Source organism: Actinomadura macra NBRC 14102 (genome assembly GCF_001552215.1).
Classification (GTDB): domain Bacteria; phylum Actinomycetota; class Actinomycetes; order Streptosporangiales; family Streptosporangiaceae; genus Spirillospora; species Spirillospora macra.
In genome coordinates this window covers 14887-33362 of record NZ_BCQT01000033.1, presented here as the reverse complement: position 1 = coordinate 33362, position 18476 = coordinate 14887, and the positions used below count along the sequence as shown (strand labels likewise).

Below are 18476 nucleotides of genomic sequence, written 5' to 3'. Positions count from 1 at the left end.
ACTGGGACATGCAGCTGAGGGAGTACTACCCGCCCGTGGAGCCGCACGACTCCGGATGGCTCGACGTAGGCGACGGCAACGAGATCTACTGGGAGGTCTGCGGGAACCCCGGCGGGAAGCCCGCGGTGTTCCTGCACGGCGGGCCCGGTGGCGGACTGCTCCCGGACAACCGGCGCTTCTTCGACCCGTCCGCCTACCGGATCGTGCTGTTCGACCAGCGCAACTGTGGCCGCAGTCGACCCGGGGCGGACGACCCGAAGGTCTCGCTGGCTCACAACACCACCCTGCATCTGGTCGCCGACATCGAGCGGCTGCGCGAGCACCTGTCCATCGACCGCTGGCTCGTCTTCGGCGGAAGCTGGGGCACGACACTCGGTCTCGCCTACGCACAGGCTCACCCTGGCCGTGTCACTGAGATGGTGTTGCGCGGGGTGTGGCTGCTCCGTCCGGCGGACGAGGCATGGGCGTTCACCCCGGGTGGGGCGGCGCACCTGTTCCCGGCGGAGTGGGCCGAGTTCCGCGACGCGATCCCGACCGGGGAGCGGCACGACCTGGTGGCCGCCTACGGCCGCCGCATTCACGACCCCGATCCGGCGGTGCACGTCCCCGCGTGCCGTGCCTGGATGGGGTGGGAACTGTCGGCCAACACCCTGCTTCCCGTGCAGCCGCCCGATCTGGACGACGCCCTCCTCCTCGCGTTCGCCCGCATCTCCCACCACTACATCGACAACGGCGGCTTCTTGCCGGCGGAGGGGCTGCTCGCGGGAGTGGACCGCATCCGGCACATCCCCGCAGTGATCGTGAACGGGCGCTACGACGTCAAGACGCCGCCGGATCAGGCATGGGACCTGCACCTGGCCTGGCCCGAGGCGGAGCTCACCCTCGTCGAGGACGCGGGGCACGGCGGCTCCGAGCCCGGAACACGCCACCTCCTCATCGAGGCGACCGATCGCTTCCGTGGATAAATTCATGTTCTGGCGGAGAGGCCGGTGACGGACCTCTCATGGCGAACCGCGGAAGTCCTTGCGCGCAGGCCGTTTTCGCATCTGGGGGCGGTCCCGCACGAACGATCCGCTCACTCGGTGACGGCCTGGACATGTCCACTCGTACCCCGCAAGTCACTGCAGTCATGGCGACTAGTGCGTATGGTTCGTTTATGCCGAAGAGCGAAGAGCGCGACAATAGCGGCCCCGAGGAGACGGCCGCGACTCCGGAAGCCGCGGTCTCCGAAGGCGCGAAGCCGCAGGACGAAGCCCACTCGGCGCCCGGGAACGACGCGGGCGCGGAGAGCCCACGCGGCGGCGGCCCGATGCCGGAACGGCCCGCCGAGACGGCCATCGCACGGGTGGGCGACCCTGTCGCGGTGTGGCCGTGCGCCAACTGCGGACGGCCCGTCCCACAGCCCGTGGGAGCCGTGCGTTCCGTCCGCTACTGTCAGGACAACGACGGCGCCTGCGCCCGCGAGGCCCGCGACCGCCGCGAACGCGGCCGGGACGCGCCGGGCCTGACCGGCCAGGTCGCCTCCACCTGGGAGATGGTCGAGCGTCTGGAGAAGGCCGCCGACGTGCTGGCCGACTCGCTGACCTCCGAGCTGAGCGTCGCCGGCGTCGAGCGCCGCGTCGCCGAGGTACGCGCCGAGGCGGCCCGCGAACTCGCCATCGCGCAGAGCGAGCGCGACTCGTCCCAGCGCAAGGCCGAGGAGGCGTGGCACGAGGCGACCTCCGCCCGGGGCCGCGCCGAGACCGCCGAGAAGGCCGCCACGCACGCCCGCGAGGAGGCCAAGCTCGCCACGTCCAAGCGCGACGCGGCCCAGCAGGCGTGGGAGGAGGCGCACCAGGTGGCGCAGCAGTCCATGACCGCCAAGCTCGCCGCCGAGAGCGAGCGCGACCGCATCGCGGCGCGTGAGACCGAGCTGCTCGCCGCGCTGGAGTCGGCGCGCGCCGAGCTCGTCACCCTGCACGCCAGACTCTCCGAGACCGAGGGCGCCGTCGAGTCCCAGCGCGTCGAGGCCGCCGTCGCCAAGCAGGGCGCCGAGGATCTGCGCAACGCCATGCGCGACACCGAGGCGCAGCGGCAGCGCGCGATGCAGGCCGCCAGCAAGGCCGAGGCCGAGCGCGCCACCGCGCTGCGCGCCCAGTCCGAGGCGGAGGCGGAGGTCGTGCGCGCCAACGCCCGGGCGGAAGAGGCCGTGAAGGACCGTGACGTCGCTCAGGCCACGGCCCAGGCCGCCACCGCCGAGCGCGAGGAGCTCAACGCCAAGATCAGCGACCAGTCGGTGCAACTCCGGCAGCTGTCGCAGTCGGTCGCCGAACAGCAGGCCGCATTGACCGCCCTCGCCGAGGAACGTGACGCCGCCCGCGCCGAGGCCGACCGCGCGCGCCGCCAGATCGACCAGTTCACGCACAACACGCTGTCGTCCAACATCCCGCCGGGTGGGCGGATGCCGGGCGGCGGCACACCGGCACCTGCGGCGGGCATCTCGCACAACGCGCCGCCCGCGCCGCCCGCGTCGCCCCCGGGCATCCCGCCGGGCCCGCCCCCGATCGGCACAGGCCCGGCCGCGAACGCGCAGGCGCAGAGCACACGGGCCCCGTTCGCCGCGCCGGTCCCGCTCGCGGCCCCCGCCTCGAACCACCCGATGCAGGGCGCCGTCCCACCCGGCCATGGGCAGTCGCTGAACGGCGCCGACAGGGAAGACCCCTTGTTCACCGGCCCCTGACGGGCCCGCATGCGGCCGGGCCCGCCGGAGGGTCCGGCTCACCCGTACTTGACGACCATGAAGAACACCACCGCCGACCCCGCGACGAGGATCGCGGTGTGCGTGCGCTCCTTCGCGGCCGTCTGGCGCAGATTGCTCACCCGCTTGCGGCCGAGCCGCACGTCGAACACCGCCCGTCGTGCCCGTTCCCAGTGGATGCCGGTGTAGATCGCGAGCACGACCACCCCGAGCAGCAGGAATCCGGTTCCGCTCATCTGTCCCGCCTCCGTATTCGCGGAAGTTCAAAGTGAACAGCGGAACCGGCCGACCGAGCCGCGTCAAACGACACATTTCAGGAACCCATGCGGAACCGGACCATGGGGCGGCGGTGCCGGATCTTCGGTCCGCGCGACCACCTTGGCACGTTCCCGCCGGATCACTACCCGAACTTTTGCGGGTCGATTCCGATCCAGATCTGCTCCGCACGGCCCAGGAGCCGCCCGTCCGCCCCGTACAGGGCCGTCGCCGCGTGCATCTTGCGGTCCTCCCGGCTGCGCGCCAGGCCCATGACCACGCATCGCTCGCCCGCCCGTGGCAGCTCGGCGACCTGCGCCGTCATCGTCCCGAGCACCGCCGGACGGCCGGCCACGTCGAACGACCAGCCGCCGGGGCAGTCCAGCGCCGCCCACACCACCTCCGCCTTCGGCACCTCGTCAGGCACCCACGGTGAGGCGACGGTCGTGTCCGTGACCGGTCCCGGTTCCAGCCGCAGCCCGTCCCCAGGTTCCCGTTCCGGTCCGCACACGAAGCAGCGCGGAAACGGATGGCCCTGCACCGCGCGGTACTTCTCCGCGGCCTCTTCCGCCGCCTCGAACGACACCGCCGGGACGGGCGGCACCACGATCGCCCCCGCCAGCGCCTCCGCGACGAGATCCTCGCCGTCCCAGAGCCGCACCCCATGCCCGCGCTCGTCCTCGATGGTGACCATCAGTTCCACATCCAGCGGCGAGGGCCGCCGCAACGCCACCGTCACCGTGTCGGACGCCGCCCGTCCTGCCAGCAGACCCGCCACGTACCCGCCATTACCCGCCCCATCCGGGCCATGGAACCGCTTCTCAATGATCACTCTGCGTTCCCCCGTGCTCAACCGCCCCAAAACCGGACCGATTTTAGTAGGAGTGGCCTTTTCGGGGAGGTGCCCCCCTCACATCCCGCTGTTGTCTACCTGGGGGGCGACCCCCAGACCCCCGGCTGCGCGGCTCGCCACCTCCTCGCTCCGCTGGCGCTCCGCTGCGGGGGCGCGGCGCGCCGGGCATGCCCGCTGCGCTCGCAGAGCTCGCTCCGCGTGCCTGTCCCGTAACCGCCGACTGAGGTTCAGGCCAGCTGGGGTACGGCTCAGACCGGCGGCGCGGGCGAGCCTGCTGGGTCTGGGGGTTCCCTGGTGTGGGTGGGGTTCGAGCCGCCGGCTTGGGGGCGAGGCGTTGGTCTGGCCTTGACCTGTGGGTGGGGCTCCAGGCTCCCGGGTTACACGGCCCTTGAGGGTTGGGGGCGGCCTGGGCGGGTGGTGAAGAAGACGGAGAGGGAGCCCTTGAGGCGGGCGCGGACGGTCTCCTCGTCCACCGGGCCCTCGTCGGGGACGGGGGTGAGGTCCAGGGCGCGGGCGATCAGCATGTCGATCTTGCGGTCGGCGACCATGACCGAGCAGGTGTCGCACGCGTACCAGGGATAGAGCATGTTGAGCACGGCCACGGCCGTGTCGTCGTCGGACAGGTGTGTGGTGTCCAGCTCGACCTCGAACATGTCGGTGTCCTCGGGGTCGAGCGTCGGGTAGTAGAGCCAGCTCGGGCCAGGCGCGGTGCAGAAGTCGCACGCCTGGTCCTGCGGGGCGGGTTCGCCGACCGCGAGTTCCAGTTCATGGTCCCATGGCTCCACCCGCCGGTTGTGGCGATAGCCCACGCCGTCGAGCGAACCTTCGCGGTTGTGCGTGACGTCGTGCACCTCGCCGCCGCAGCGGGCGCACATGAAGCCGATGTCCTCCATGTCCCTCCCCTGATCGCTGAGGCACCGGAACTCACATTATCCGTCCAGGCGGCTCCGTCGTACCGGGTGCCGCGAACCTTCGGGTACCTTGAAGATCTTTCTTTGAGCCTCGTTGGGAGGTCACGTTGTCCCTCGTCCCCGCCTCGGTCGTCCTCAACGCCGACAAGATCGACCTCGTCCGCGAGCGGCGTCTGCTCCTCGACTCGGTCACGATGACCGTCCTGCGCGGTGAGCACTGGGCGCTGATCGGCCCGAACGGCGCGGGGAAGAGCACCCTCCTCGGCATCCTCGGTGCCTACACGCATCCGACGCGCGGCGCGGCGGAGATCCTCGGGCGCACGCTCGGCCGGGTGGACGTGCAGGAGCTGCGCCGGCTGATCGGCCAGGTGAACCCGCGGCATCCGCTGGAGTCGGCGCGGACGGTCCGCGAGATCGTGCTGACCGGGGTGACGGGCACCATCGAGCTGGTCCCGCGCTGGACGCCGTCGGAGGACGAACTGCGCCGCGCCGACGAGCTGATCGGGCTGATGGGCCTGACGCGCCGCGCGGACGCGCGCTGGCCGCACCTGTCGCAGGGGGAGCGGGGCCGGGCACTCATCGCGCGGGCTCTCATGCCGGACCCGCCGCTGCTGCTGCTCGACGAGCCCGCCACCGGACTGGACGTGGCCGCGCGGGAGCGGCTGCTGGCGTCCATTGACCAGCTGCGTGCCGACCGCCCCGAGCTGACGACCGTGCTGGTGACCCATCACCTGGAGGAGTTGCCCACCAGCACCAGCCACGCCCTGTTGCTGCGGGACGGGCAGGTCCTCGCGTCGGGGGCGGCCGGCGATGTCCTCACCACCGAGCTGGTCAGCGCCTGCTTCGACCACCCCATCACGATCACCCGCGGCAACGGCCGCTGGGCCGCGACGGCGGGCCCGGCCTAGGGCTTCGGCAAGTCAGCCCGTCTGGACCCGGTGCCGGGCCAGGTGGGCGAGGATCGACTGGTTCGCCTCCCAGCCGTCCGGGAACTTGACGGGTACGCCCAGGTGCACCGGTTCCGTGGACGGGTGGGCGTCGAGCAGTTCCGGGATGCCCGCCCGCGCCACCACGATGCACGCGTGCCGGTGCCGCGAGGTCAGGACGCACAGCCGCCCCGACTCCAGGTGGAAGGCCGTGGCGTCACGGCGCCCCGACAGGGGATGCAGGACGACCGTCACGTCGTACTCGCGGCCCTGGAGCCGGTTGGCGGTGTCGACGGTGATGCCCGCGCCGTGCGGGCCGAGCGCCGCGCGGATCGCGGCGACCTGGTCGCGGTGCGCCGCGCCGATGGCGACCCGGTCCGCGGCGACCGGGTGGGAGCCCAGCTCCGAATGGGCGACGGGCCCGCGTTGGAGCAGCCGGACGGCGAGCGCCGCCGTGGCCTGTACCGCCTCGGCGTCGGTGCGGAGGGTGTGCCGGGCGGGCAACTCGTACAGGGCCCAGCCGCTCGCCGCTGCCTCCTCCAAAGCCAGGTCGTAGGTGGTGGCCATGCCGCGCGCCCCGTACTCCAGGCGACGCTGGCCCTCGGTTGTCCCCGCGCGGAAGCCGGTGAAGGGATAGAAGGCGTCCGACACTACGGGCGCGGCCGAGGCGGGCAGCCGCCACGACACGGGCAGCCGGTGGACGGGCAGTTCCGGGTTGTGCGCCAGCAGGACGGAGACGGCGCTGCGCATCGGGTCCCATGACAGGCCCGCCCAGCGTTCCACCTCGACGGTGGAGAACGGGTCGAGCTGCCCGGGGTCGCCCACGAACAGTGCGCGCTCGAACCGCCCGGCGATGCGCAGCAGCATGTCCGAGCGCATCTGGTACGCCTCGTCGACGATCGCCCAGGGCCACGAACCGTCCGCCAGCGTCGCCCACTTCGCGGCGGTCGCGATCACGACGGTGTGCTCGGCGAGGTCGTCCGCCTTCTGCGCGACCCGTACCGCGGAGTGGGCGAGGACGCGCTCGGACGGGACGTACCCCGAGGCCGACAGCCGTCCGAGCAGCACCTCCGGATTCTTGCCAGCGATCCGCTCGATGAGGTCGTCGACCTGCTCGTTCGTCTGCGCCACGATCATGAGCCGCTCGCCCGCCGCGGCCAGGTGCGTGGCGGCCCGGACGACCAGCGTGGACTTGCCCGCGCCCGGCGGGGAGTCGACCACCACGCCGCGGTGCGCGCCGTCCAGATCGGCCAGGACGCCCTCGACGACGCGCGTCGCCGCCTCGGAGGGATCGGGCTCCTCCGCCGTCAGCGCGACCGGATGGCGTTCGGTCATGACCAGTCCTCTTCGGCGTCCTCGTCGGTCGGCACGTACTCGGCGGGCGGGCCGCCGTGCGTCCACGGCGTGTTCTCGCGGTCGGGGAACTTCGCCGCGCCCCACGAGCCGTCCGTGAGGGAGGTGAAGCACACACGCTCGCCGACGTCCGGGACGGTGCCGGGCTCGGCGGTGAGCTTGCGGCCCATCCCGCCGGTCAACTCCAGCAGCACCGCACCGTCACCGGACTCCACGATCCTGCCCTTGAGCGCCGGCCGCGCGGCGTTGCACACGGTCGTTCCCGGGTCCAGCCTGACCGGGTCTTCGGTGCCGACCCGCAGATGCGGACGCAGCCTGGGCCGCTTGCCCGTCTCGTCCAGGCGGTCCGGTTCGCACTCGATGACCACGCCGCCGAACGCCTGGCCGGCCAGCCGGTACTCGGCCATGACCAGCGGGTCGTCGAAGGCCCGCTGGGCGTCGTAGGCGTCCTGGGCGCGTTCGAGTTCGTGCAGCCGCCGCGCCGCCCGGACGGGCGGGTCGCGGCGCGCCTGCGGGTACGCCTCGCCGAACGTCTGGTGGTAGTAGGTGAAGGCGTCCCGGTCGCGCTCCCAGCGGCCCGCGACGCTCGCGGCCTCCGGCAGCCCCCGCAGCAGCCCGACGGCCTGCCACATCAGCTCCCACGTCGGCGCGAGCTGGGCGTGGACGGCGGCGTGCAGCCGCTCCTCCGCCCGCCGATCCCTGCCGGAGCGGTCGTAGGCGGCGATGGCGGGGGCGAGGACCTCGTTGTCGAAGGTCGGGTCGGTGGTGGGACCGGCCGGTGGGCAGGTCACCGGGTCCTCGGCGCGCGCCGCGGCGGCGGGGCCGTCCAGTCCGGCCGGCGGGTCGATCCAGCCGAGCAGCGCGGCGAGGTTGCCGTCCTCCAGCGAGCTCTGCCCGGTCGCCCAGTGCAGCCGCAGCACCTCGGTCATCGCGTGCAGCAGCGACGAGCCCGGATGGTCGTGCCGGTCGGCGAACCAGGTCAGCCACCGGCCGAGAACCGGCACCGCCGGGTCGACCGCGTACGGGCCGTCGGTGCTCCGGAACCGTGTCGACCGCCCGAGCAGCCGCAGGAATCCGACACCTCCCCGGTTGGGGACGAGCAACTGCGGCGCGTTCCCGTACCGGATCCGCTCCTCGCCCTCCTTGCCCGGCGGCAGCTCCTCGACGGCGCCGCGGCTCGTCTCGATGTGGTTCAGGACGAGCTTGGCGAGCGCGGCGGCGAACCTGAAACGCAGGTCGCGGTTGCGAGGTTGCGGCACGACCAGGAGCGACGGCTCCTGCGGCGCACTGCCGAGCATGATGGCCAGCGGCGCCGCCGCCTCACCGGCGAGCTTCATCGGGACGAGCACCAGCGGCGCCTCCGCCACATGGCAGTGCCGCACCGTCGCGAGCGGCTGCGCGACCCCCGCGGTCATCGCCTGGACCTGCGCGAGCGAGGTCAGCACGCTCATGGAGTGATGGCCGTGGTCACGCGGCGCCGCCCCGGGCGTGAGCCAGCGCCTCGTCCCGGAGTCGTGCCGCGGTGCGCAGCTGGGCGGCGGTCTCGGCCAGGTCGTCGGACGGGCTGAGCGAGCCGTCCGCGAGCGCCAGCGCGACGCCGACCGTGTCGACGCCGCCGAGATCGTCACGGACGGACCGGCCGAGCGTGCCCGTCGCCCCGCACGCCCGCGCCTCGTCCCGGCAGAAGAACGCCATCTCGCAACCCGCCATGCACTCGGGTGCGTACCGTGCCTCCACCGCGCGCACCGACTCGGCGAGCGCGTCGCCCGGTTCGAAGCACAGATCCTCAGGCAGCGCCTCCAGGATCGTGTCGACGCGGGTGAGGCGGGCGAGCTGCCGTTCCAGGACGGCGAGCTGTGGCCTGACGTCCAGCGGCGTGGCCGTGGGCCGGTTGGAGAAGTTCTCCGGGCAGACGAGGAACACCTCGTGTGACACCCTGCCGGGGTCGTGGCCGAGTTCCGCCGCCAGCCGGCGCAGGGCCAGCACGTACACCGCGGACTGGCGGGCGGCCGCCGCGACCTGCTCCGGCTCGGCCTGCCCGTCCACGACCGCGAACGACTTGACCTCGATGACGTGCAGGCGGCCCTCGATCTGGAAGGCGATGACGTCCGGCTCCAGGTAGGCGAGCCGCCCGCCGATCTCCAGCCGGAGGAGCGGATGGTCGAACAGCGTGCCCTCGCCGGTCTCCAGCGCGCGGGCGAGCAGCCGCCGGGTCCGGGTATGCCGCAGCTCCCGCCCCTCGTTGCCCGCGACGACCTCCAGATCGTCGTAGGCGGCCTCTGCCACGGTCAGCCCGAGCCGGTCGCGCAGCAGCGTCAGCAACTCGGCGCAACCGTCGGCCTTCACCTGCGCCTCGAACGCGTTCCCGCGAGTGATCGCGAACTGCGACTGGCCGAACGGCGAGGGGAATCCCAGGTGCCGCGCCACCGCGTCCTTGTCGACGCCCGCCGCGTCCATCACCCCGCGGCGGGCGCAACCGGGGTTGGCGGTCAGCGCTGCGATCGTGCGGGCGTCGTGGTTGCGCGGGGGAGCGCCGCCGCGCAGCCGGTCCAGGTCCGGCGCGGTCTCGATCATCGGTCTCGTTCTCCATGTGTGGCACGTCGGCTGCCGGATTCGTGCGTGCCGGATGCTCGCGCACCGGATGCGTGCAGGGCCCGCAGCCGGCTGCCGAACAGCCGTTCGGCGTCGTCGAGCCGGGCGCGGGCGCGTGCGGCGGCCGACTCGCGACGCCGCCGGTCGGGTTCCTCGTGCACCGCCAGCTCCGCCCGGGCGGCCTCCGCCAGATCGGCCGGATCGACTGTACCGACCGTACCGGTGACCGCACCGGGAATGTTGGAGGCGAACCGCCACAGCAGCCGTTGCACGTCGGGGGGCGGCGCGCCCCGTCCGGCGTGCTCGGCGAGGCGGACCGCGGAGGTGAGGAAGTCAGTGCGCGGACTCAGCGGCCCGACGATCCGCTGCTCCAGTGGCCAGGTGCTCACCGTGAGCAGGCCGCGGGCGGGCGCGAGCAGGTCGGCGGTCAGCGCCGCGCACAGGTAGAAGGGGCGCGCGTACGGCGCGGTGCGGAACGAGCGCTCCTCGTCGCGGCGCAGGCTCGTCAGCCGGCTTCCGGCGATCTCGCCGGGGAAGAACGCCGCGTACACCGACCCGATCAGCTTCGGCGCGGCCGGCGCGCCGAGCAGCGTCAGCGCCTGGTGCACCTGTTCCCGGACGGGCAGCAACCCACGTTCCGGCCGTTCCTCCCGTTCACTTCCGTCATGCCCCCCTTGGCCACCGCCACCATTGGTGCCGGGCCCGGCCTCAGCGGCGTCTCCGTCTCCGTCACCGAGGACGGCGTCGTCCCACAGCCGCTCGGCGTCGCGGAGGTCGGCGCGCAGGCCGCGAGCGGACCGCCGGTCGCCGGTCGCCATCGCGCGACGGACGGCGGCGCGCAGTTCGGCGATGCGCGCCTCCAACGCGTCGGGGGTGGAGGCGCCGGGGGACCGGGACATGCGGGTGACAGTACAGCAGCTTCCAGACAGTTCCAGCGTTTTCCAGTTTCCTGGCGAGGCGTCCGGAATCAGCGCGGCTTGTGCCACACCACGGAGTAGCGCCACAGCGCGTGCCGCCGGAACGTGGCGCCGGGCAGCAGCCGCAGCGACTCCTCGCGCACCTCGCCCCAGGTCATCTCGGGGACGACGATCGGTGCCCCGGGACCGGGATGGGTCGCGCGCCGCCGGTTGCGCAGGTGGTGGTAGTAGTGCGCCGGCAGGCCGGCCGCCGATATCGCGAGGTCCCGGCGGCCGGCGTTGGTGGCCAGGCTCATGACGACCAGCCCGCCGCCTGGACGGACGGCGTCGCGCATCGCGGTCATCGCCTTGGTGAAGTCCATGTGATGGATCGCGGCGACGCTGCACACGAAGTCATAGTGCTCCACGGGCAGGTCGTACTCCAGCAACCCGGCCTCCACGAAGTCGGCGTTGCCGACACCCTCGCTCAGTGCCCGCGCCTTGGCGATCATCTCCGCCGAGCGGTCGAGGCCCGTGACGTGGACGGCGCGGGGCGCGAGACGGCGCACGAGCAGCCCATCCCCGCAACCGACGTCGAGGGCCGCGCCGCATCCGCGCGGGACGTTGCGGAGCACGACGCCGTGGTAATGCGTGTTGTGGTTCCAGTAGTCGTCGCTCGTCCGGTCGTCGGCCGCCTGGTCCTTGGTCATCGTCACCTGCCGGGTCAGGAACGTGGATCACGCCGCAGGGGATGTCCCTCCGGGACCTCGACGATAACGATCTTCACGCCGTCCGGGTCCCGGACCCACATTTCGATGAGCCCCCACGGCTCCTCGCGCGGTCCCCGGCCGATCGGGGCGCCGGCCGCCACGAGGCGGTCGTGCTCGGCCCGGACGTCCCTGACCTGGAGCCAGATCATCGGTGAGATGGCGGCCGGCGCGCCGGTCTCTACGGTGCCGTGCCCCGACACCTCCAGGAACCCCGGACCAAGAAAGAACACGATGCCGGGCGTGTCCTTGGGGCCGAACTCGCGGTACACCGCGAGCCCCAGAACGTCGCGGTAGAACGCCTGGCTGCGCCCCGGGTCGGCCGGGCGGAGCAGGATGCGGCTGCTCAGTACGTCCATGACCCCATCCTCGCCCCGCGACGGCCGGCGGTGCGCACCGCCACACTCGGACTCAGCCCGGGAAACTGGCGTGGTAGGTGGCGGCCATGTCCTCGTCGCCGTGGCCCTGCTCCAGCGCGCGGCGGAACCGCTGGCCCGCGGCGTCGTTCATGTCGACGCGGACCATGCCGCTCTCGGCCGCCTCGTGGATCAGCCGGGTGTCCTTCTCGGCGTTGCGGACGGCGAAGCTCGTCCCGAAGTCCCCGGCGAGGATCGCCTTCATCTTGGCCTGCAGGTACGGGCTGTCCATCGGGCCGCCCGTGACGACCTCGCCGAACAGCGCGGGGTCGAGCCCGAGGCCCCTGGCGAGCGCGAGGGACTCGGCGACGATCGAGGTCATCGAGATGCCGAAGCTCACCGCGGCGAGCTTGAGCCGGGTGGCGGCGCCGGCCGCGCCGTCGGCGTCCAGCCACAGGGTCTTCTGGCCGACCGCGCCGAACACCGGCTCCAGCGCGGCGCGGACGTCCTCGGGGCCGGCGGCCAGGATCACCAGTGTGCCCTGCTCTGCGGGCTGCTTGGTGCCCTGGACGGGCGCGTCCACGAACGTCAGGCGCTGCTCGGCGGCGAAGTCGGCGAGCAACCGGAGCGAGACGACGCCGACCGTGCTCATCTGCGCCCAGATCTGCCCCGGGCGCAGCGCGCCCGTCGCCTCGGTCAGCACGGACAGGACGGTCTGGCCGTCGCTCAGCATCGTGATGACGACCTCGGCGCCCTCGACGGCCTCGGCGGGCGTGCCGGCGACCGTGGCGCCGTCGGCGGCGAGCGGCTCGGCGCGTGACCGGGTGCGGTTCCAGACCGTGACCCGGTGCCCGTTCTTGAGCAGGTTGCGGGCCATCGCCGCACCCATGATCCCGGTGCCCAGCAGCGCGACATCGCTCATGTTCCGAACTCCTCTTTATTGACTGAACGTTACAGTTTCAATGGTCGTGCCGTGCCGTCCACCGGTCACGACCCGTCCCTACCCCGGATCGGGGAGGGCTCCCAGGGCGGTCTCGACCACCGCGGCCAGCCGGCGCCGGTCCGCACCCGCCTTGCCCTGGACGCGCAGCCCCTGGATGGTCGTCGTCACGAAGTCGGCGAGCGCGGTCACGTCCGCGTCCTGAGGGAGCTCGCCGCGGCTGCGTCCCCGGCGGAGCACCGTCTCGACCAGCTCCGCGACCCGGTCGAAGGAGTCGCCGACGATCCGTCCGGTACTCGCGTCGGACGGAAGCCGCTCCACGGCCGCGTTCGTCATCAGGCACCCCCGGCGCCCCGGATCTTGGATCGTGTCGTCGACCAGGGAGAGCAACAGGGTGCGGAGCACGTCGCGGACGGGGCCGTCGGTGTCCAGCTGCCCCGCCATCCACGCCAGCGACGTGCTGGAGTAGCGGCGGAGCGCCTGCTCGTAGAGGCCGTCCTTGCTCCCGAACGCCGCGTAGAGCGAGCCGCGGCCGATCCCCGTCGCGTCCACGAGATCCTGGACCGACGTCGCCTGGTATCCGCGGCTCCGGAAGACCTCGACCGCGGCTGCGATCGCCGCCTCCGTGTCGAACTCCCTCGTGCGCCCCATCCCACCGACGCTAGGCGATTCTGTAACGTTCGGTCAAATGGGCGTGCGACCGCGGTCAGCCGAAAGCGGGGCTGTCGCCGGGTGCGTCCGCGAACGCCGCGGAGTAGGGCGCGGCGAACACCTCCAGGGTGCGCTCCAATTGCGCGGACCACCACGCGACCAGCGTCGCCGACCCGCGTTCGCCCGTGCCCTCCTCGCCGAGGTAGCGGTGCCGCAGCGCGGCGACATCGCAGAGCCGCTCCCACCACTCCCGGTGGACGGCCGCCTGGATCTGCCCGGCGTCCAGCGGGAACGCCGCGCGGTGGCCCCGCACGAACGCCTGGACACGGTCGAGGTCGAGGCCCCGCTCGTCGTCGCACGCGAACAGCCGCGCCGCCGCCCGGACGACCTCGCCCGCCACCGGCCCGGTGTGCAGCCCGTCCCAGCCGAGGACCGCGGTGACGTTGCCGGAGCCGCCATAGCGCAGGCTCTCCGCCTGGAACGAGCCGTGCAGGTGGCCGACCGTGCTGACCTCCATCTCCGGCGGCTGATGGTCGGCGAACTCGGTGAGCAGGGTGTGCCGCTCCCGCAGCCGTCGCCCGGTCAGCGCGTCGAAGTCGGTGCCCCCGCCGTCGTCGGGGACGGCCTCCAGCATCGCGCCGACCGCGTCCGCGGCGTCGCTGGCGCGCGGCGTCGGCACCAGCAGGCTCTGCTGCACCGGCGGCGTCAGCCGGTCGAGTTCCGCGTGCAGCCGCCCGAGCAGCCCACCGAGCGCCTCGCACTGGCCGAACGTCAGCTCCAGCCCGCCGCGCACGCGCCCGGTGACCCAGGGGTAGAGCGCGAAGACCCGCCCCGCCGCCGTGACGAGCGTCCGCCCACCGCGCGCGGGGATCGGCGCGAGGACCGGCAGGCCCGCCGCGTCGAGCGCGGCGGTGACGGTGTGCTGGAACCGCAGGCGCCGCCGGTCGGGCTCCGCGTACTCCCGCAGGAAGAACGAGCCCTGCGCGGTGTCGATCCGCCTGCTCCGGCTCCCCGGCCCGGGGGACACGGCGTCCGGCGCGCCGATCTCCCATCGTCCCAGCAGCCGTGGCGGCGGCTCGGTGTCAGCACTCAGTGACGTCGGCACCTCAGCACCTCGGTGGCGTCGGACGAACATCGGTCGAACGAATGTTCCCACACCGACGCTACACGGGCGGGCACCCGTCGCGAAAGGGAACCGCGTGCCCACACCCGATCGAGGCCGTGCCGTCCATCCCCAGACGGTCAATACGCTGGGCGGGTGAGCGACGCGGCGGAGGTGGCGCGCCAATGCGCCGAGACGATGTACCGGCGGGACCGGGTGGCGCAGGACCTGGCGATGCGGATCGCCGAGATCGCACCGGGCCGGGCCCGGCTGCGGATGACGGTCGGCGACACGATGGTGAACGGCTTCGGCATCGCCCACGGGGGCTACTTGTTCCTTCTCGCCGACTCGGCGTTCGCCTACGCCTGCAACACCCACGACTCCGTGACGGTCGCGGCATCCGCCGACGTGGTGTTCGTCGCCCCGGCGCGCAGCGGTGACGTCCTGGAGGCGACCGCGGTGGAGCGCACCCGCTACGGCCGCAGCGGTGTCTATGACGTGACCGTGCGCCGCCTTTCGGACGGCGCGGTCATCGCGGAGTTCCGCGGTGGCAGCCGGACTCGCGACGAGCGGGTCTTGAGCGACGATTCCAGCTGACCCCCGCCGGGGACGGACGACGCCGCGTGCTCAGAGTTCCTTCAGGATGGCCGTGAGGTGGCGGGCGGTGTCGTCGGGGCGCGCGGCGGTGATGCAAAGGTTGTTCATCGCGCGCATATAGGTGTCGACGTCGGTCGGCTTGTCGAGGTAGAGCGCGCTGGTGAGCTGCTCCAGGTAGACGACATCGGACAGTGCCGGCTCGGCGAAGCGCAGGATGGTGAAGGGACCGCCCGCCGCCGCGTGACCGCCCGCACCGAACGGGACGATCTGCAGCGTGACGTTCGGGAGCTCCGACATCACGATGAGGTGCCGGATCTGCTGCCGCATCACCTCGCGGCCGCCGAGCGGGCGGCGCACGACCGCCTCGTCCAGGACGGCCCACAGCGTCGGCGCGCCGGGGGAGATGAACCGTTCCTGCCGGGTCGTGCGGACCTGGACGCGCCGCTCGACCTCCTCGTCGGAGGCATCGGAGAAGCCGAGGCGCACGACCGCGCGCGCGTACGCCTCGGTCTGCAGCAGCCCTGGGACGAACTGCAGCTCGTAGGTGCGCAACAGCGACGCCGCCTCTTCCAAGCCGAGGTAGACCTCGAACCAGCTCGGCAGGACGTCGCCGTACCGGTGCCACCAGCCGGGGGTGTTGGCCTCCTTGGCCAGCTCCAGCATCGTGGCGCGGTCGGCGGTGTCGGTGACGCCATAGAGGGTGAGCAGGTCGGCGACGTCGCGTTCCTTGAAGCCGACCCGGCCCAGCTCCATACGGCTGATCTTGGAGTGCGAGCCGCGGATCTCGTACCCGGCCTGCTCGGTGGAGATGCCGCGCGCCTCGCGGAGCCGCCGCAACTGCGCACCGAGGAGGATGCGCAACACCGTCGGACCACCGCGCCGGGGGTAGTCGATCAACCGCCCGGCCGGTTCGCCTTCGGCCGGAGGGGTTGGTGCAGCTGAATCCTGGGGCAAGGGGTCACCAGCCAGTCGACGGGTCTGCTCACGGGCGGCACGGCACCGCCCTATGTTAGAGGATGGAACCACGTTTTTGGGAGGTATGAAAAACGCGTCTCCGGCCTGACTGCCCGTTCATGGCAGAAGGGTCGCCGGTGTACGGACGTTCTCCGATCGCCGCGCCGTAAGGGTACCCCGGCCCCGGAAGTGCGACGGTCGCGCTCAGTGTCGCCCGCGTGGCCCAATGATCATTTGGACCGTGACGAATGGTCGTGACCAGTGCGGTCGGTGGCGGTGCGGGTGCGGAACGTGGCATGAGGCAGCGTGCCGGCCCCGTCCCGGGATGCTTTTTCACAGTTCTGCCAGGATCTCTGGCACAGGAATTTCTCGGCGTTCTTCGGTGCCGCCGATGACCAATGTGACCGGTTTTCCGGTGCACTCGCATATGGCGCCGTAATGACGGATGTGTTGCCCCTCGGGGAACATTCGCGTCCGGTTCGTCCGGGCGTGACGAAGCTCTCCTTCCCGTCGTCCCAGCTTCCGCGTCTGGTGACGAAGATCTCGTCCACGGCGCAGGCGTCGCGTGCCCGCGCGGCCTGGACCGCGATCAGCAGCACCACCAGGTCGAACATGTCCTCACCCGCACTGTGGCAGCCCCGCCCACACTCGGAGCCAGGGCAGGGACCTCCGATCGCGGATCGGACTCCGGGCTGACGTCCACCAGTCGGAGGCGACCACGGCAGGTCCGCGGTTACCGTCGTGACGTGGACGATTCCGAGCTGCGCTCCCTGCTCGTCCTGCGGCTCGGCCGCCGCAGGTTGATCACCCTGGATGTCGGGGCGGCGGTCCTCTACACCCTGCTGGTGGTGGTGCTCGCGGGAGGCGACGACGTCCCCGCCCCGCTCGCGTGCCTCGTCGCGGCGGCGACCGGCCTGCCGCTCGCCGTCCGGCGGCTGTGGCCGGTCCCGGTGTTCGCGACCGTCCTCGGCATGTCCTTGCTGTCCCTGGCCCTCGGCCTGCCCTGGGCCTCTTTCGTCGCCGCTGCGTACGCCCTCTACATGGTCGCGCTCACCCAGCGCCGCCGCCGCTGGATCCCGACGCCCGTGATCGGCGTCCTCAGCGCGCTGGCCATCACCGGCGGCGCGACGGTCGGCCCCGAAGGCTGGCAGACCGAGCGCACGAGCGCGCTGGTCGTGGGCCTCGCCGTCCTCGGCGCGTCCTGGTCCCTCGGCCGCGCCGTCCGCGAGCGCCGCGCGCACGCCGGCCGCTCCGCCCGCCAGTTCGCCGACCGCGCGGTCACCGACGAGCGGTTGCGCATCGCCCGCGAACTCCACGACATCGTCGCGCACAGCATGAGTCTGATCGCCGTCAAGGCCGGCGTCGCCGTCCACGTCGCCGAGGCCAGGCCGCAGGAGGCCCTGGACGCTCTCCGCGTCATCGAGACGACCAGCCGCGGCACCCTCACCGAGATGCGCCACCTCCTGGGCGTTCTGCGTGCCGGATCCGTCCCCGAGGCCGCGCTGGCCCCCTCGCCCGACCTCACCGCGCTGGCCGGTCTGGCCGAGCGGGCCGCCATGGCGGGTGTCCGGGTCGACCTCGACGTCCGGTCCGGGGAACTCCCCGGGAGCGTCGCCCTCTCGACGTACCGGATCGTCCAGGAGGCCGTCACCAACGTCGTCAAGCACGCCGCCCCGGCCCGGTGTCACGTCCGCGTCGAGGCGAGCGGCGGGCGGATGCGCATCGACGTCACCGACGACGGGCCGGGCGTCCGCGTCCTGCCCGGTGGCGGTACGGCGGGAGAGGGACACGGGCTCGTCGGCATGCGCGAGCGGGTCATGATGTACGGCGGCGACTTCGCCGCGGGGCCCCGGCCCGAGGGCGGTTTCGCCGTGTGCGCCTCCTTCGCCTACGATCCGGCGTGACCGTGAGGAGTTCCTTGGACGAGATCCGCGTCCTCGTCGCCGACGACCAGGCGCTGCTGCGCGGCAGCTTTCGCGTCCTGGTCGACACCGCTCCCGGCCTCCGGACCGTGGGCGAGGCCGGCACCGGCGCCGAGGCCGTCGACCTGGCCGCCCGGGAACGCCCCGACGTCGTCCTCATGGACGTTCGGATGCCGGAGATGGATGGTATCGAGGCGACCCGCCGCATCTGCTCCGAGCTGTCGGACGTCCGTGTCCTGATCCTCACGACCTTCGACCTGGACTCCTACGTCTACTCCGCGTTGCGGGCGGGGGCCAGCGGGTTCCTGCTGAAGGACACCCCGCCCGCCGACCTGCTGTCGGCCGTCAGGGTGGTCGCCGCGGGCGACTCGCTCCTCGCGCCCACCGTGACCCGCCGTCTGATCGCCGAGTTCATCCGGCGTCCGGCCCCCGTCCAGCCGCCGCCCCCGGGACTGGACGGTGTCACCGAACGTGAGCGCGAAGTCCTCGCGCTCATCGCACGCGGCCTGTCCAACAACGAACTGGCCGAGTACCTGCACCTCAGTCCTGCCACTGTGAAGACCCACATCGGACACCTGCTCGCCAAGCTCCGCGCCCGCGACCGTGCCCAGCTGGTCATCGCCGCCTACGAGACCGGCCTGGTCCAACCCCGCTGAGCCGGCCC

General features: G+C 72.5%; 20 protein-coding genes. 6 read left to right on the top strand and 14 right to left on the bottom strand.

The window, feature by feature from the left end; translation table 11 throughout:
* Positions 1-14 precede the first annotated feature (14 nt).
* Positions 15-965, top strand: a complete 951-nt coding sequence (gene pip, locus AMA02S_RS38510) for a prolyl aminopeptidase (RefSeq protein ID WP_218005272.1) — start codon at positions 15-17, stop codon at positions 963-965.
* 191 nt (positions 966-1156) lie between these two features.
* Entirely contained in the window at positions 1157-2719 is a 1563-nt protein-coding gene (locus tag AMA02S_RS38505) for a coiled-coil domain-containing protein (protein ID WP_084266039.1), read from the top strand.
* A 38-nt stretch (positions 2720-2757) separates the two neighbouring features.
* Here AMA02S_RS38505 and AMA02S_RS38500 read toward each other — a convergent pair whose 3' ends face one another.
* From AMA02S_RS38500 to AMA02S_RS38490, 3 genes are all read right to left on the bottom strand, one after another.
* A complete protein-coding gene (locus AMA02S_RS38500; RefSeq protein WP_067469642.1) occupies positions 2758-2973 on the bottom strand; it encodes a hypothetical protein in 216 nt (71 codons plus the stop codon).
* Positions 2974-3137: 164 nt separating this feature from the next.
* Positions 3138-3824: a hypothetical protein gene (locus AMA02S_RS38495; RefSeq protein WP_084266038.1), complete on the bottom strand. Its 687-nt coding sequence runs from the start codon at positions 3822-3824 to the stop codon at positions 3138-3140.
* 398 nt (positions 3825-4222) lie between these two features.
* The gene (locus AMA02S_RS38490; RefSeq protein ID WP_067469635.1) at positions 4223-4738 is read right to left on the bottom strand and encodes a hypothetical protein; all 516 of its coding nucleotides are present in this window, start codon (positions 4736-4738) and stop codon (positions 4223-4225) included.
* A gap of 125 nt (positions 4739-4863) precedes the next feature.
* Between AMA02S_RS38490 and AMA02S_RS38485 the strand changes: the two genes are divergently transcribed.
* Complete coding sequence (locus AMA02S_RS38485; RefSeq protein ID WP_067469632.1) at positions 4864-5664, top strand: ABC transporter ATP-binding protein; 801 nt, start codon at positions 4864-4866, stop codon at positions 5662-5664.
* Positions 5665-5676: 12 nt separating this feature from the next.
* Here the strand turns inward: AMA02S_RS38485 and AMA02S_RS38480 are convergent, their stop codons facing one another.
* From AMA02S_RS38480 to AMA02S_RS38440, 9 genes are all read right to left on the bottom strand, one after another.
* Positions 5677-7017 carry an AAA family ATPase gene (locus AMA02S_RS38480; RefSeq protein WP_067469630.1) on the bottom strand — a complete coding sequence of 447 codons (1341 nt, stop codon included), beginning with the start codon at positions 7015-7017 and terminating at the stop codon, positions 5677-5679.
* Positions 7014-8486 (bottom strand): hypothetical protein, encoded by a 1473-nt coding sequence (locus AMA02S_RS38475; protein WP_067469628.1) that lies wholly within the window; start codon positions 8484-8486, stop codon positions 7014-7016. Before AMA02S_RS38475 ends, AMA02S_RS38480 begins: the two co-directional genes overlap by 4 nt.
* A gap of 16 nt (positions 8487-8502) precedes the next feature.
* The gene (locus tag AMA02S_RS38470; protein ID WP_067469625.1) at positions 8503-9609 is read right to left on the bottom strand and encodes a hypothetical protein; all 1107 of its coding nucleotides are present in this window, start codon (positions 9607-9609) and stop codon (positions 8503-8505) included.
* The gene (locus AMA02S_RS38465; RefSeq protein WP_067469622.1) at positions 9606-10526 is read right to left on the bottom strand and encodes a hypothetical protein; all 921 of its coding nucleotides are present in this window, start codon (positions 10524-10526) and stop codon (positions 9606-9608) included. The genes AMA02S_RS38470 and AMA02S_RS38465 overlap by 4 nt, the downstream gene beginning before the upstream one ends.
* A gap of 68 nt (positions 10527-10594) precedes the next feature.
* Positions 10595-11233, bottom strand: a complete 639-nt coding sequence (locus tag AMA02S_RS38460) for a class I SAM-dependent methyltransferase (RefSeq protein ID WP_067469710.1) — start codon at positions 11231-11233, stop codon at positions 10595-10597.
* Positions 11234-11247: 14 nt separating this feature from the next.
* Positions 11248-11649, bottom strand: a complete 402-nt coding sequence (locus AMA02S_RS38455) for a VOC family protein (protein ID WP_067469619.1) — start codon at positions 11647-11649, stop codon at positions 11248-11250.
* A gap of 52 nt (positions 11650-11701) precedes the next feature.
* Positions 11702-12568 carry an NAD(P)-dependent oxidoreductase gene (locus AMA02S_RS38450; RefSeq protein ID WP_067469616.1) on the bottom strand — a complete coding sequence of 289 codons (867 nt, stop codon included), beginning with the start codon at positions 12566-12568 and terminating at the stop codon, positions 11702-11704.
* 78 nt (positions 12569-12646) lie between these two features.
* Positions 12647-13237: a TetR/AcrR family transcriptional regulator gene (locus AMA02S_RS38445; RefSeq protein ID WP_067469613.1), complete on the bottom strand. Its 591-nt coding sequence runs from the start codon at positions 13235-13237 to the stop codon at positions 12647-12649.
* A 55-nt stretch (positions 13238-13292) separates the two neighbouring features.
* Positions 13293-14342: a phosphotransferase enzyme family protein gene (locus tag AMA02S_RS38440; RefSeq protein WP_245668023.1), complete on the bottom strand. Its 1050-nt coding sequence runs from the start codon at positions 14340-14342 to the stop codon at positions 13293-13295.
* A gap of 195 nt (positions 14343-14537) precedes the next feature.
* On the opposite strand from AMA02S_RS38440, the gene paaI reads away from it, so the two are divergent.
* Positions 14538-14936: a hydroxyphenylacetyl-CoA thioesterase PaaI gene (gene paaI / locus AMA02S_RS38435; RefSeq protein ID WP_067469701.1), complete on the top strand. Its 399-nt coding sequence runs from the start codon at positions 14538-14540 to the stop codon at positions 14934-14936.
* Between the two features lie 30 nt (positions 14937-14966).
* On the opposite strand, the gene AMA02S_RS38430 is transcribed toward paaI, so the two are convergent.
* Together AMA02S_RS38430 and AMA02S_RS42580 are read right to left on the bottom strand one after the other, a co-directional pair.
* A complete protein-coding gene (locus AMA02S_RS38430; RefSeq protein ID WP_084266037.1) occupies positions 14967-15833 on the bottom strand; it encodes a Sco1979 family transcriptional regulator in 867 nt (288 codons plus the stop codon).
* Between the two features lie 287 nt (positions 15834-16120).
* Positions 16121-16504: a hypothetical protein gene (locus AMA02S_RS42580; RefSeq protein WP_157431128.1), complete on the bottom strand. Its 384-nt coding sequence runs from the start codon at positions 16502-16504 to the stop codon at positions 16121-16123.
* A 132-nt stretch (positions 16505-16636) separates the two neighbouring features.
* On the opposite strand from AMA02S_RS42580, the gene AMA02S_RS38425 reads away from it, so the two are divergent.
* Both AMA02S_RS38425 and AMA02S_RS38420 read left to right on the top strand, forming a co-directional pair.
* Positions 16637-17794: a sensor histidine kinase gene (locus AMA02S_RS38425; protein ID WP_218005269.1), complete on the top strand. Its 1158-nt coding sequence runs from the start codon at positions 16637-16639 to the stop codon at positions 17792-17794.
* A gap of 14 nt (positions 17795-17808) precedes the next feature.
* Entirely contained in the window at positions 17809-18468 is a 660-nt protein-coding gene (locus AMA02S_RS38420) for a response regulator (protein ID WP_067469604.1), read from the top strand.
* The last annotated feature ends 8 nt before the right edge of the window (positions 18469-18476 follow it).